This window comes from Streptomyces sp. NPDC001985 (assembly GCF_040296845.1).
GTDB lineage: Bacteria > Actinomycetota > Actinomycetes > Streptomycetales > Streptomycetaceae > Streptomyces.
In genome coordinates, this window is record NZ_JBEOYB010000006.1 from 31213 (window position 1) to 44533 (window position 13321).

Consider the following 13321-nt stretch of genomic DNA (forward strand, 5'->3'; position numbering starts at 1 on the left):
TGTCGATCTCATGAACTGAGAGGTGAGTTGGGGCACAGGCGTTCCCATAGTGGTCGCGGTCTCGCTAACTTCCCTTCAACTTGTCCACACCGGGAAGGAACTCTGTGAAGGCAACCCGGCGCAGAGCCGTGGCCACCCTGGCCGCCGCCGCACTTGCGACCCCGCTCCTGCTGGCATCCGCCTCCCCCTCCGCCGCCCACCGGGACGATGCCGGTCGGCAGGCGGCGAAACTGGCGAAGAAGCTGGTCTCGAAGGCGTCCGTGCAGGACGCGCACAACCACCTGAAGAAGTTCCAGCAGATAGCCGACTCGGCGGGCGGCAACCGGGCCGCCGGCACCCTCGGGTACGACGCCTCGGCCGCGTATGTCTACCAGCAGCTGAAGAAGTACGGATACAACGTCCGTTACGAGCCCTTCGAGTTCAGCTACACCCAGACGCTCGCGCAGAAGCTCTCCGTGGTCTCGCCGAACGCCAGGGACATCACGATCAACGCGATGACCTACACCAAGTCCACCCCGGTCGGCGGCGTCAAGGCCGATCTGGCGGCGGTACCGGCGGACGCGACCACCGGCTGTGAGGCCACCGACTACGCCTCCGGCACCTTCACCGGGAAGATCGCGCTGATCAAGCGCGGCGGCTGCACCTTCGCCGAGAAGCAGGCCCAGGCGGCCGGCGCGGGCGCGATCGGCGCCATCGTCTACAACAACACCGCCGGTGCGATGGGCGGCACCCTCGGCGACGTGGCCGCGGCCAGGATACCCACCGGCGGAGTCACCCAGGCCGAGGGCGAGAAGCTCCTCGCCGACCTGGCCGGCGGCCCGGTGAACGTCTCCTTCGAGATCCGCCAGCTCCAGGAGAAGCGGATCACCCGGAACGTGATCGCGGAGACCCGCCACGGCAACGCGGCGAACACCGTGATGCTCGGCGCCCACCTGGACTCCGTGGCCGAGGGCCCCGGCATCAACGACAACGGCTCCGGCTCGGCCGGTCTGCTCGAAGTCGCCCAGGAACTGGCCAAGGCCGAGAACCGTCCGGCCAACAAGGTCCGCTTCGCCTGGTGGGGCGCCGAGGAGAACGGGCTGCTCGGCTCGGAGGCGTATGTCGCGGGCCTCAGCTCCCTCGGCAAGAAGGAGATCAAGCTCTATCTGAACTTCGACATGATCGCCTCGCCGAACTACGGACTCTTCGTCTACGACGGCGACAACTCCGACGGCGTGGGCGCGGGCCCCGGCCCCGAGGGCTCGGCGCAGCTGGAGCGCGACATCAACGAGTTCCTCGACTCGAAGGACACCCCGCACGAGGGCACGGACTTCTCCGGCCGCTCGGACTACGGCCCCTTCATCGAGGTCGGCATCCCCTCGGGCGGCACCTTCACGGGCGCCGAGGGCGTCAAGTCGGCGCAGCAGGCGGCGAAGTTCGGCGGTACGGCCGGGCTGGCGTACGACCCGAACTACCACGCCAAGGGCGATGACATCAAGAACGTCAACCTGACCGCGTTCAAGGTGAACATCGGGGTCATCGCGAACGCCGCGGGCACCTACGCGCACGACATCAGCTCGCTGCGGAAGCCGGTGAACTCGGTTCCGACGGAGCCGGGCACGGGCAGCGGCGGCGGTCTGCACGAGGGCCACGAGGACGTGTTCGAGTAGAGCGCACCCGGCCGCCGGTCCCCCGCCCTCCGGGGTGCGGGGCCGGCGGCCGGCGCTATCTCCGCCGGCGGGTGGTGCCGAAGAGGGAGCGGGTGATCTCCCGCCCGATCTGGGTGCCGACCGAGCGGGCCAGGGAGCGGAAGACCCCGCTGCCCACGACCTGCCGCACCAGGGACCCCTGGCTCGGGGCCGCGGCCCCTTCTCCCTCCTCCCCCTTCCCGTCCTTCCCCTCCTTCTCCTCCCGGTCCTCCCGGTTCTCCCGGTCCTCCCTCCCGCTCAACTTCTCGTAGGCGGACTCGCGGTCCACGGCCTGGGCGTACCGCCCGTACAGCGGCGAGGCCCGCACCGCGGACTCCAGCGCCTCCGCCTCGACCGGCCCCATCAGCGACTGCGGCGCCCGGAGCCGGGTCGCCGCCACCGGGGTCGGGGCGCCCGACTCGCTCAGCACGGTGATCACCGCCTCGCCCGTGCCGAGCGCGGTGAGCACCTCCTCCAGGTCGTACGCCGAGTTCGGGAAGGTCCGCACCGTCGCCTTCAGGGCCTTGTCGTCCTCCGGGGTGAACGCCCGCAGCGCGTGCTGCACCCGGTTGCCGAGCTGCGCCAGCACCTCGGACGGCACATCCCGGGGCGTCTGGGTCACAAAGAACACCCCGACCCCTTTCGAGCGAATCAGCCGCACGGTCTGGGTGATCGACTCCAGAAACGCCGGCGAGGCGCCCGTGAAGAGCAGATGCGCCTCGTCGAGGAAGAAGACCAGCTTCGGCTGGTCCAGATCGCCCGCCTCCGGCAGATCGTGGAAGAGATCCGCCAGCAGCCACATCAGAAACGTCGAGAAGAGCTGCGGCTTGTCCCGCACCGCCGCCAGCTCCAGCACCGAGACCAGACCGCGCCCGTCCGGCGCGGTCCGCAGCAGCTCGCCCGTGTCGAACTCCGGCTCCCCGAAGAACTCCGCCGCGCCCTGCTGCTCGAAGGCGGTGAGCGAACGGAGGATCACCCCGGCGGTGGCGGCGGAGAGTCCGCCGATCCCGGTCAGCTCGGCCCTCCCCTCGTCGGAGACCAGAAAGGCGACCACCGCCCGGAGGTCCTTGAGGTCCAGCAGTTCGAGCCCCTTGGCATCGGCGTAGTGGAAGATCAGCCCGAGCGACTGCTCCTGGGTCCGGTTGAGCTGGAGCACCTTGGAGAGGAGCACGGGCCCGAAGTCGGTCACCGTCGCCCGGATCGGGATGCCCGGGCCGATCCCGCCCAGACTGAAGAACTCCGCCGGGAACCCCTGCGCCACCCACTCCTGTCCGACCTGACCGGCGCGGGCGGCGACCCGGTCGCCGGGGCGGCCGGGGGCGGAAATGCCCGAGACATCGCCCTTGATGTCGGCGAGGAAGACCGGCACCCCGTTCGCCGAGAGCTGTTCGGCGATCAGCTGGAGGGTCTTGGTCTTGCCGGTGCCCGTGGCCCCGGCGACCAGCCCGTGCCGGTTGAGCATCGCCAGCGGAATCCGGATCGGGGCGCCGGGCAGACACCGCCCGTCCCACAGCAGGGCCCCGAGTTCGAGCGCGGGCCCTTCGATGGCGTATCCCGAGGCGATTTCCTGCGCGGGCGGCGGCATGCTCTCGGACATGAAGGACCCCTGATTCTCCGTATCTGAGGAGTTTTGCCCAGGATCGCACTCGGTCGCCGAGGCTGCGCCCGGAGGTGCTCGCCCGGTAGGCTTTCCGTGTGATCTTCAAGCGCATCGGAAACGGACGGCCTTATCCCGACCATGGCCGGGAAAGCACCCGGCAGTGGGCTGATGTGGCGCCGCGCCCGGTCCGTCTCGATCAGCTGGTGACCACCAAGGGCCAGCTCGATCTGGAGACGCTGCTCGCCGAGGACTCCACCTTCTACGGCGACCTCTTCGCGCATGTCGTGAAGTGGCAGGGCGACCTCTATCTGGAGGACGGCCTGCACCGCGCGGTGCGCGCGGCGCTCCAGCAGCGCCAGGTGCTGCACGCGCGCGTTCTCGAACTGGGCTGAGCAGGTCCTTCGACTGACCCTTTCGGGCTCATTCGGGGACCGTACGGGCGCAATCGATTGATCATCTTGTAGGCACGACCCCCGGGCCGCACTACGCTGCGCCCATGAGCATGCTGACTCCTCCCGGCATGGGCGGAAAGTACCGCGTCACGGGCGACACGTACCCGCGGATGCGACGCCCACGCAAGCGCCGCAGAATCGTGACGGCGCTGATCGCCGCGACGGTCGCGCTGGGGCTGGCCGGCTGGGGAACGGTGCAGCTCATCGATGTCTTCACCGGCGACGAGAAGAAGGCGTCCGCGGCCCGCGCCGCGGACTGCAAGCCGGCCCCGAAGACCTCGGCGGCGCCACCCGTGAAGCTCGGCCCCCGGCAGGTGACGGTGAACGTCTACAACGCCACCCCGCGCGGAGGGCTGGCGAAGGCGGCGGCGGAGGAGCTGAAGAAGCGCGGGTTCACCATCGGGAAGGTGGGGAACGCGCCGGCGGCCTACGACAAGAAGGTGAAGGGCGCGGGGCTGCTGCTGGGCGCGCCGACGTCGGCGAAGGGCCCGTTCCTGGTCCTGGGCACCCAGGTGAAGGGCGCCACGACCAAGACGGACACCCGCAGGACGAAGGATGTGGATCTGATCCTCGGGTCGGCCTTCACCACCCTCTCCCCCAAGCCCGCGGCGGACCGCGCCCTCACCACCCTGGTGAACCCGCCCCCGCCGGTCAAGCGCAAATGCTGAGCCGCCCTCCCCCGCGCGGCGCGGGGGAGGGCGGGGAGGGGCGGTCCGAGCCGGAGGCCGCTACTCCGCGGTGCCGTACATCCGGTCCCCCGCGTCCCCGAGCCCGGGCACGATGTACCCCTGCTCGTTCAGCCTCTCGTCCACGGCCGCCGTCACCACCGTCACCGGCGCGCCGGCCAACTCCCGCTCCATGACCTCGACCCCTTCCGGCGCCGCCAGCAGCACCACGGCCGTCACATCGTCCGCCCCGCGCTTGATCAGCTCGCGGATCGCCGCGACCAGCGTCCCCCCGGTCGCCAGCATCGGGTCCAGGACGTACACCTGGCGCCCGGACAGATCCTCCGGCATCCGCGTCGCGTAGGTCGACGCCTCCAGCGTCTCCTCGTTGCGGATCATCCCGAGGAAGCCGACCTCCGCGGTCGGCAGCAGCCGCACCATCCCGTCGAGCATCCCGAGCCCGGCGCGCAGGATCGGCACCACCAGCGGGCGCGGGTGCGACAGCTTCACCCCGGTCGTACGGACCACCGGGGTGTCGATGTCCACCTGCTCGGTGCGCACATCCCTGGTCGCCTCGTAGGCGAGGAGTGTGACCAGTTCGTCGGCGAGCCGCCGGAAGGTCGGGGAGTCGGTGCGCCGGTCGCGCAGTGTGGTGAGTTTGTGCGCCACCAGCGGGTGGTCGACGACATGGATCCGCATGCCGTCAACAGTAGCCCGGCTCGCATCAAGGCAGCCTCTGGAGGGAAGGTGGAGGCAGACGTCCAGCCGTGGGGTGGTGTGCCCGATGCCGGAACCCGAGCATCCCGAACAGGAGCGCGAGCAGGCGCAACGCGCCGTGGAGCGCGCCCGGGAAAGCCCAGGGGCGCAGAGCGCGCAGGAGAGTGAGGACGAGGCGGAGCGCCGCAGGCGCCGCGCCCATTTCCTCCGAGAGCTGAACGAGGCCAAGGCCCTCCGGGACCGCGTCCAGCCCCGGCGGGCACGGGCGGCGCGCATGCGCCAGCAGATGCGTATGCGCACCTTCCGCTGGTAGCCGTTCCCCCGATCGGCGGTTCCACGAGAAACCACCGGCTGAGAACTGATGGCCGACGCAACGACGGAAGACCTCTCGCAAAGCCCGGGTTTCTGCCACGATTCCGAGTGGGCGACGCACGCATCAGCGCGCCGCCCAGTCGTCACACCTCTGATCAGTGGGAGAGTCACGGTGTACTTCGCCGCACTGCTCGCGCGCACTCATGACGGGTGGGAAGCGAGCGACACAGAGCTCGACGATGTGGAGACCCTGTCGGATCTGGCGGACCTGGCCCGCGAGGCCTCGCTCGACGAGGACACGGTGCTCCTCTTCATCGAGCAGGAGGACTCCTGGTTCGGGATCGTCCGGGTGGAGGGCGAGGAGGACCCTCGTATCTTCGTCTCGGACGCGGCGGCAGCCGCCCGCTCCTCCTACGGGGAGATCCTCACCAATGAACTGCTCGGCCGGGACGATGGCGACCCCGCCGACGAACTGGACGCACTCGACCTCGACGGTACGGAGGACGGCGAGCCGCCGGCGGACGACGCCGACGACGACCCGGACCCCACCGCCGACTCGGTACCCGCGGCGCCGCTCGGCGACCGCGACATCCTCGCCGACCTCGGCCTCTCGCAGAAGGAGCTGCTGACACTGGACACGGACGCGCTGCTGGAGATCGCGGACGCCGTGGGCGCCGCCGATGTGCTGGAGACCGCTCGCTAGTGACCGAGGCACCATCCGGGGCGGGCGATCCCGTACGGGACCCGTGGGAGGCGTCGATGCGCCTCGCTCTGGCGGAGGCCGGGCGGGCGGCGCTGTCCGGCGATGTGCCGGTCGGCGCCGTCGTGCTCGACCGGTCCGGCGCCCTCCTCGCCACCGGCCACAACGAACGCGAACTGACCGGCGACCCCACCGGGCACGCCGAGGTCCTGGCGATCCGCCGGGCCGCCGAGCGGCTCGGCGGCTGGCGCCTGACCGGCTGCACCCTGGTGGTGACGCTGGAGCCGTGCACGATGTGCGCGGGAGCGATCACCCAGTCCCGGCTGGACCGGGTGGTCTACGGCGCCCGCGACGAGAAGGCCGGCGCGGCGGGCTCCCTCTGGGACGTCGTACGGGACCGCCGCCTCAACCACCGCCCCGAGGTCGTCCAGGGAGTCCTGGAACGGGAGTGCGCGGAGCAGCTCACCGCGTTCTTCCGGGATACGGATTTCAGAGCACGGCCCACCTTGGGCTAAGCTCTCTCCCGGTAGCGTGTCCGAGCGGCCGAAGGAGCTCGCCTCGAAAGCGAGTGTGGGGAAACTCACCGAGGGTTCAAATCCCTCCGCTACCGCTCTTGATGAAGGGCCCCGGTGCGACGCACCGGGGCCCTTCCTGCTGCCCGAGGCCCTTGCCACTGCCCGGGACCGGGACTCTTCCCATCCGGGGACGGGGCTTCTCCCGCCGCCCGGGGCCGGGCTCCTCATCGGCCCGGGCGCCGGCCGGGCCCATGAGGAAGCCCCGGCCACCGGGGTGGCCGGGGCTTCTTCGCGCCGGGTCGGGGGAAGCGGAATCGGGGGAGGCCGCTCCCCCCGGTGAGGGAGACCGGTCCGCCGGCCCGGGTGCCGCAGTCGGGGGAACGTGCGGCGGGGTGGGCCGCGCGGGGCGGGGCCGGTCTCCGGGGCCCGCCGGCATTCCTGCCAGATCCCTGCGGGCCGTCTCCATCGTCCGCCCCCGCGACCGCGCACCCCGACGGCAAACGGCCCGCATCTCCGGGCCCTTGGTCCTTAAAGGCTCGGTTAGACTTCCGCGACTCTCCAACGATCACCGAGAGATCACGGGTCCACAGGTCCCAGGGGAGCCACACGGGATCATCGGGGAGGACGAGGCACATGGCCCAGGCGAGGACGATCGCTCTCTACATCCTGATCATCTTTGTGCTGTACACGATCATCAATTCCCCGGAGAAGGCCGCCGACCTGGTCCAGATAGGGTTCGAGGGCATATCGAGCGCCGCCAACAGCGTCGGCGACTTCATGACCGAGCTGGTCAACTAGACCCGGCGGGCCCCGGCCGCCCCCGGTGAGGAGCCCCCTGTGATCCGTCATCTGGTCCTCTTCAAGCTCCACGAGGGCGTCTCGCGCGACGAGCCCCGGGTGATCGCCGGGGCGAGGGCCTTCCAGGAGCTGGACGGTCTCGTGCCCGGGCTGGAGTTCTGGGAGTGCGGCTGGAACATCAGCGACCGGCCCATCGCCCATGACTTCGCGATCAACTCCGCCGTGGCCGATCAGGACGCGCTGAAGCGCTATATCGAGCATCCGGCCCATCAGGCGGCGGCCGGACAGTGGCGGGAGTTCGCCAGCTGGGTGATCGCCGACTACGAGTTCTGACCCCCGGACCCCGCGCTCCCCCTTCCCGTACAGCGTCCGGCACGGCCCCTTGCCCCTGCGGCAAGGGGCTTTTTGAGGTTTGAACCCCAACTTGCCTTCAACACGGTGTTATCTGGTGCTTGCACACAGTGGACATGTCTTGTGATGCTATGACCGCTTTTGATTGATGAGTTGACCGTAGATGACCGCAAAGGGGTGGCGTACGTGCCGGCCAGTACCGCGCCTGAAGCGCTGCCCCAGAACGAACGCACGGACGATCCCCCGGCCGCGGCGCCCGGCGGGCCGGGGAAGCCCGGCGGCGACCCGCCGGACGACACCCCCGGCGGGGCCGGCACCGGCGTACTCACCGACCCGGACGTTCTCACCGACACCGGCGCCCCCGACCCTCTCGACCCCGCCGCCGGCCCCCCTCTCCGCCCCGGCGGCCGAGGCGCCGACACCCGCGCCCTCACCCAGGTGCTCTTCGGCGAGCTGAAGCATCTGGAGCCCGGCACCCCGGAGCACACCCGGGTGCGCGGGGCGCTGATCGAGGCGAATCTGCCCCTGGTGCGGTACGCGGCGGCCCGCTTCCGCAGCCGCAACGAGCCGATGGAGGACGTGGTCCAGGTCGGCACCATCGGCCTGATCAACGCCATCGACCGCTTCGACCCGGACCGGGGGGTCCAGTTCCCCACCTTCGCGATGCCCACGGTCGTCGGCGAGATCAAACGATACTTCCGCGACAATGTGCGCACCGTGCACGTCCCCCGGCGGCTGCACGAGCTGTGGGTCCAGGTCAATGGGGCGACCGAGGACCTGACCACCGCCCACGGCCGGCTCCCGACCACCGCCGAGATCGCCGAGCGGCTCAAGATCGGCGAGGACGAGGTGCTCGCCTGCATCGAGGCCGGGCGCTCGTACCACGCCACCTCGCTGGAGGCCGCCCAGGAGGGCGACGGGCTGCCGGGGCTGCTCGACCGGCTCGGTTACGAGGACCCCGCGCTGGCGGGCGTCGAGCACCGGGACCTCGTACGCCATCTGCTCGTGCAGCTGCCCGAGCGGGAGCAGCGGATTCTGATGCTCCGTTACTACAGCAATCTGACGCAGTCGCAGATCAGCCAGGAACTCGGCGTCTCACAGATGCATGTGTCAAGGCTCCTTGCCCGCAGCTTCGCCCGATTGCGATCCGCAAACAGGATCGAAGCGTAGCTGGAACGGGTATACCCCATCTGATTGTTTTTGCACGGGCCCAACCCCCGCGCACCCCCTGCTTCCTGCGATGATCCCCTCAAGAAGTGTCGACAAATCTCTTCGGCGTGTTGCCGACATGTGACATTCTGCCGGTGACGCGTTTGCCGCAGCCTTGTGACCGGTATTTCAGGTGCAGGCTGCGTTCCTCCGTTGGTCGCGGCCACCGCGACCGTACGCGACCTCAAGGGGGTGGCATGTCCGTAGAACAGGGCAGCTCGAAGGTGCTCACGCTCACGCCCGTACCGAGCGCACCCGCACCTGTCACACCTGACAGCTCGGAGGCCATCGACACCCGCACTCTCTCCCGTTCGCTGTTCCTGCGGCTGCGCGCGCTGGACGCCGCGAACACCGCGCAGGCTGCGGAGACCGGCGAGAGCGTCGACAGCCCGGAGCGCACCTATGTGCGCGACACTCTGATCGAGCTGAATCTTCCGCTGGTGCGCTATGCGGCAGCCCGCTTCCGCAGCCGCAACGAGCCGATGGAGGACATCGTCCAGGTCGGCACCATCGGCCTGATCAAGGCGATCGACCGTTTCGACTGCGAACGGGGCGTGGAGTTCCCGACGTTCGCGATGCCGACCGTCGTGGGCGAGATCAAGCGGTTCTTCCGCGACACCTCGTGGTCGGTGCGGGTGCCGCGCCGCCTCCAGGAGCTGCGGCTCGCGCTCACCAAGGCCAGCGACGAGCTGGCGCAGCGGCTGGACCGCTCGCCGACCGTTCCCGAACTCGCCGCCGTGCTGGGCGTGTCCGAGGAGGAGGTCGTGGACGGCCTCGCCGTGGGCAACGCCTACACCGCCTCCTCGCTGGACTCCCCGTCCCCCGAGGACGACGGAGGCGAGGGCTCCCTCGCCGACCGCCTGGGTTACGAGGACACGGCGCTGGAGGGCGTGGAGTACCGCGAGTCCCTCAAGCCGCTGCTGGCCAAACTCCCGCCCAGGGAGCGCCAGATCATCATGCTGCGGTTCTTCGCCAATATGACGCAGTCACAGATCGGCGAGGAGGTCGGCATCTCCCAGATGCATGTCTCCCGGCTGCTGACCCGGACCCTCGCCCAGCTCCGGGACGGACTGATCGCGGACTGATCGCGGGTCGACCGCCTGTCCGGCGCTTCTTGTTGACGGCCCATCGGCTCCCTGGCCGGAGGCCACAGCGGTGGCGGCGCTCTGCCCGAGCGGGGCGCTGACCGCGTACGGAAGCGGTGCTCGGGACGGGCGCGCGGCGGTGGGCGCGGAAGGCCGGGGAGCCGGCGGCGCACCCACGGCCGTACCGCCGAGCGGCGCGCGGTCGCGCCGGTGTGCCGCTGGACGTTCAAACCCGGCCCGGCGCCACGCCACGGCCGCGCACAGCCATGCCTGTGTGCCTGTGGCTGTGCCTGTGCCTGTGCCTGTGGCAGTCGAGGGCACCCGCCCCGTCCGCACGGCACGGGGCAGACGGGCGGGTACGCGAAGGTGAGGCCGGGGCTCCGCAACACCGGTGCCGCACAGGTGACTTCGGGGACGGCCCCATCCCTACGCACCTCATCGGCGCGCACCCGGGCCGGCCGGCCGGCGGCCGAGATCCCACCGGTCCCCCGCCCCGCGCCGATCGCCGTCGGATCACCGCCGGATCACCGCCGGATCGGCGCGGACCGGGTCGTACACCGTCCGCGTCGCCGCCCGGCACTCCCGCCGGACCCCGCGCGGACTGTCGCGCGGTGTGGTTACGCCAGGGCGAGCCAGGCCACCGCGCCGAGGACCGCGACCACCGCGATGACGGCGATGATCACGCCTGCCTTGGGTCCCGACTGCGCGGCGGCGGCCTGACGGCGGCCCTGGGGAGCGCCCTCGTCGACGAACGCGCGGAACATCTGGGTACTGCCGGAAGGGTCGTTGTTGCCCTGGGGGTTCTGGCCCTGGGGCGCATGGGGGTTGTGTGCCATGGGGCACGACCCTAGCGAACCCGGGTGCGGCGCCCAACCCCGGGCACGGCCCACCGGGCGCGCCCCGGCTCCGGTCTCGGGGGCTTTGGCCTTCCTTTACCACCATCGCCCGCCTTTTCGTTTGCCTTCAGCAACCAACTGAATCTATGGTTGCCCTAAGCAACAACAGGATGGGGAGGGCTCGGCCATGGCCGCACAGAGTCAGTACGCGGAACTGGCCCGACAGATCAGCGCCATCAGCGGCATCCGGCGCACCCTCGCCCGCCGGCTGCCCGTCGAGTGCCCCTCCGGCGCCGCCGCCGTGCTCGCCCTCCTCGCCCGCCACGGCGAGATGCGGATGAGCCGGCTCGCCGATCTGCTCGCCATCGACATGTCGGTGACCAGCAGACATGTGGCCCATGTCGTCGAACGCGGCTGGGTCGAGCGGGCCTTGGACCCCGAGGACCGGCGCTCCCGTCTGCTGCGGCTCACCCCGGCGGGCCGGGACATGATCGCCGAACTGCACCGGCGCACCTCGGAGGTCTTCGCCCGCAATCTCCACGACTGGTCCGACGACGACGTCGGCCGGCTCATCACCATGCTCGACCGGCTGCGCGACTCCTTCGGGGACTGCCGCACGCTCCCCGAGGACCAACGATAGGAGAAGGACCACCCATGGCGACCACCACGCCCACCGGTGTGCGCGGCGACGGCCTGGCCGGGCCATCCCCCGAGGCCGGCGACGCCCCCATGACCCACCGGCAGATCATGAAGGCGCTGTCCGGGCTGCTGCTCGGCATGTTCGTCGCCATCCTGTCGTCCACCATCGTCTCCAACGCCCTGCCCCGGATCATCGGCGACCTCGGCGGCGGTCAGAGCGCCTACACCTGGGTGGTCACATCGGCGCTGCTGTCGATGACGGCGACCACCCCGCTGTGGGGCAAGCTCGCGGATCTCTTCAGCAAGAAGCTGCTGGTGCAGATAGCCCTGCTGATCTATGTGGCGGGGTCGGTGGTGGCGGGGCTCGCGCAGAGCACCGGGATGCTGATCGCCTGCCGGGTGGTCCAGGGGATCGGGGTCGGCGGTCTCACCGCCCTCGCGCAGGTGATCATGGCGGCGATGATCTCGCCCCGGGAGCGCGGCCGTTACAGCGGCTATCTCGGGGCCACCTTCGCGGTCGCGACGGTCGGCGGACCGCTGCTGGGCGGGGTGATCACGGACACCGAGTGGCTCGGCTGGCGCTGGTGCTTCTATGTCGGAGTGCCGTTCGCGCTGCTCGCGCTGGTGGTGCTCCAGAAGACGCTGAAGCTGCCGGTGGTCAGGAGGCGGGTCAGGGTCGACTGGACGGGCGCGCTGCTGATCAGCGCGGCGGTGTCGCTGCTGCTGGTGTGGGTGACCTTCGCCGGGGACAGCTACGCGTGGGCGTCCTGGCAGACCCTCGCCCTGGTCGGCGGGGCGGTCGCGCTCGGCGCGGGCTTCCTGGTCACCGAGGCGCGGGCGAGCGACCCGATCATTCCGCTGCGGCTGTTCCGGAACCGGACCATCACCCTGGCGTCGGTGGCCTCGCTCTTCGTCGGTGTCGCGATGTTCGCGGGCACGGTCTTCTTCAGCCAGTACTTCCAGCTGGCGCGGGGGCTGTCCCCGACGATGTCCGGGGTGATGACGATCCCGATGATCGCGGGGCTCTTCCTCTCCTCCACGGCCTCCGGTCTGATCATCACCAGGACGGGACGCTGGAAGGCCTGGCTGGTCGTCGGCGGCGCGCTGACGACGGCGGGTCTCGCGCTGCTGGGGGTCATCCGGCACGACACCCCGGTCTGGTACCTCGCCTCGTCCATGGCGGTCCTGGGGCTCGGGCTCGGCATGATGATGCAGAACCTGGTGCTCTGCACCCAGAACCAGGTCGCGCCCGAGGACCTGGGCGCCGCCTCGTCCGTCGTGGTCTTCTTCCGCTCCCTCGGCGGCGCCATCGGCGTCTCCGCGCTGGGCGCGGTGCTGGGGACCCGTGTCGGCCACTATGTCGAGGACGGCATGGCGAGGCTCGGCCCGGAGGCCGCCGCCCTGGGCGACGGAGGCGCCGCCGGGGGCGGCATCCCCGATCTGGCGGCGCTGCCGGAGCCGGTGCGCGCGGTGATGGAGAGCGCGTACGGGAACGGGGTGGCGGATGTCTTCCTCTACTCGGCGCCCTTCGCGCTGGTGGCGTGTGTGGTGACGGTCTTCATCCGGGAGGTCGCGCTCAGGGGCGACGCGGTACGGGAGAAGGCGTCGCCGGCCGGTCGCTCCGCCTAGGTCGTCTCTTCCGGTCGGGCCGGTTCGGGCGGCACCCGCGCGCCCCGAGCCCGTCCGGCGATCGAGGACGGCCCCGCACCACGCGGGACCCGCACCACGGCGATCCGCACCACGCGGGGCCCGCACCCACGCGGGACCCCGCGCCT

General features: G+C 70.6%; 15 protein-coding genes and 1 tRNA gene. 13 read left to right on the top strand and 3 right to left on the bottom strand.

Features of this window, described 5'->3' with window-relative positions; genetic code table 11:
- Window positions 1-104: 104 nt before the first annotated feature.
- Window positions 105-1649 (top strand): M28 family metallopeptidase, encoded by a 1545-nt coding sequence (locus ABT122_RS03955; protein WP_351544912.1) that lies wholly within the window; start codon window positions 105-107, stop codon window positions 1647-1649.
- 55 nt (window positions 1650-1704) lie between these two features.
- Here the strand turns inward: ABT122_RS03955 and ABT122_RS03960 are convergent, their stop codons facing one another.
- Window positions 1705-3264 (bottom strand): helicase HerA-like domain-containing protein, encoded by a 1560-nt coding sequence (locus ABT122_RS03960; RefSeq protein WP_351544915.1) that lies wholly within the window; start codon window positions 3262-3264, stop codon window positions 1705-1707.
- A 98-nt stretch (window positions 3265-3362) separates the two neighbouring features.
- Between ABT122_RS03960 and ABT122_RS03965 the strand changes: the two genes are divergently transcribed.
- Together ABT122_RS03965 and ABT122_RS03970 are read left to right on the top strand one after the other, a co-directional pair.
- Complete coding sequence (locus ABT122_RS03965; protein WP_003955420.1) at window positions 3363-3659, top strand: type II toxin-antitoxin system VapB family antitoxin; 297 nt, start codon at window positions 3363-3365, stop codon at window positions 3657-3659.
- Window positions 3660-3763: 104 nt separating this feature from the next.
- Window positions 3764-4387, top strand: a complete 624-nt coding sequence (locus ABT122_RS03970; RefSeq protein ID WP_351544918.1) for a LytR C-terminal domain-containing protein — start codon at window positions 3764-3766, stop codon at window positions 4385-4387.
- Window positions 4388-4447: 60 nt separating this feature from the next.
- On the opposite strand, the gene upp is transcribed toward ABT122_RS03970, so the two are convergent.
- The gene (gene upp, locus ABT122_RS03975; RefSeq protein WP_351544921.1) at window positions 4448-5083 is read right to left on the bottom strand and encodes a uracil phosphoribosyltransferase; all 636 of its coding nucleotides are present in this window, start codon (window positions 5081-5083) and stop codon (window positions 4448-4450) included.
- Window positions 5084-5168: 85 nt separating this feature from the next.
- On the opposite strand from upp, the gene ABT122_RS03980 reads away from it, so the two are divergent.
- The 8 genes from ABT122_RS03980 (at window position 5169) to ABT122_RS04015 (ending at window position 10071) form a co-directional block, all read left to right on the top strand.
- Complete coding sequence (locus tag ABT122_RS03980; protein ID WP_351544924.1) at window positions 5169-5414, top strand: hypothetical protein; 246 nt, start codon at window positions 5169-5171, stop codon at window positions 5412-5414.
- Between the two features lie 171 nt (window positions 5415-5585).
- Window positions 5586-6116 (top strand): tRNA adenosine deaminase-associated protein, encoded by a 531-nt coding sequence (locus ABT122_RS03985; protein WP_351544927.1) that lies wholly within the window; start codon window positions 5586-5588, stop codon window positions 6114-6116.
- Between the two features lie 56 nt (window positions 6117-6172).
- Entirely contained in the window at window positions 6173-6628 is a 456-nt protein-coding gene (gene tadA, locus ABT122_RS03990) for a tRNA adenosine(34) deaminase TadA (protein WP_351545158.1), read from the top strand.
- A gap of 10 nt (window positions 6629-6638) precedes the next feature.
- Window positions 6639-6723: transfer RNA gene (locus tag ABT122_RS03995), tRNA-Ser, on the top strand.
- Window positions 6724-7261: 538 nt separating this feature from the next.
- Complete coding sequence (locus ABT122_RS04000; protein WP_351544930.1) at window positions 7262-7426, top strand: hypothetical protein; 165 nt, start codon at window positions 7262-7264, stop codon at window positions 7424-7426.
- 39 nt (window positions 7427-7465) lie between these two features.
- Window positions 7466-7759, top strand: coding sequence for a Dabb family protein (locus ABT122_RS04005; RefSeq protein WP_351544933.1), 294 nt, complete (start codon window positions 7466-7468; stop codon window positions 7757-7759).
- A gap of 204 nt (window positions 7760-7963) precedes the next feature.
- On the top strand, window positions 7964-8947 hold the full coding sequence (locus ABT122_RS04010) for an RNA polymerase sigma factor SigF (protein ID WP_351545161.1): 984 nt from the start codon (window positions 7964-7966) through the stop codon (window positions 8945-8947).
- Between the two features lie 236 nt (window positions 8948-9183).
- The gene (locus tag ABT122_RS04015; RefSeq protein ID WP_351544935.1) at window positions 9184-10071 is read left to right on the top strand and encodes an RNA polymerase sigma factor SigF; all 888 of its coding nucleotides are present in this window, start codon (window positions 9184-9186) and stop codon (window positions 10069-10071) included.
- 617 nt (window positions 10072-10688) lie between these two features.
- Here ABT122_RS04015 and ABT122_RS04020 read toward each other — a convergent pair.
- The gene (locus tag ABT122_RS04020; RefSeq protein ID WP_351544938.1) at window positions 10689-10907 is read right to left on the bottom strand and encodes a hypothetical protein; all 219 of its coding nucleotides are present in this window, start codon (window positions 10905-10907) and stop codon (window positions 10689-10691) included.
- A gap of 187 nt (window positions 10908-11094) precedes the next feature.
- Between ABT122_RS04020 and ABT122_RS04025 the strand changes: the two genes are divergently transcribed.
- Both ABT122_RS04025 and ABT122_RS04030 read left to right on the top strand, forming a co-directional pair.
- The gene (locus ABT122_RS04025) at window positions 11095-11547 is read left to right on the top strand and encodes a MarR family winged helix-turn-helix transcriptional regulator (RefSeq protein WP_351544941.1); all 453 of its coding nucleotides are present in this window, start codon (window positions 11095-11097) and stop codon (window positions 11545-11547) included.
- 89 nt (window positions 11548-11636) lie between these two features.
- On the top strand, window positions 11637-13175 hold the full coding sequence (locus ABT122_RS04030; protein ID WP_502976092.1) for an MDR family MFS transporter: 1539 nt from the start codon (window positions 11637-11639) through the stop codon (window positions 13173-13175).
- Window positions 13176-13321 lie beyond the last annotated feature (146 nt).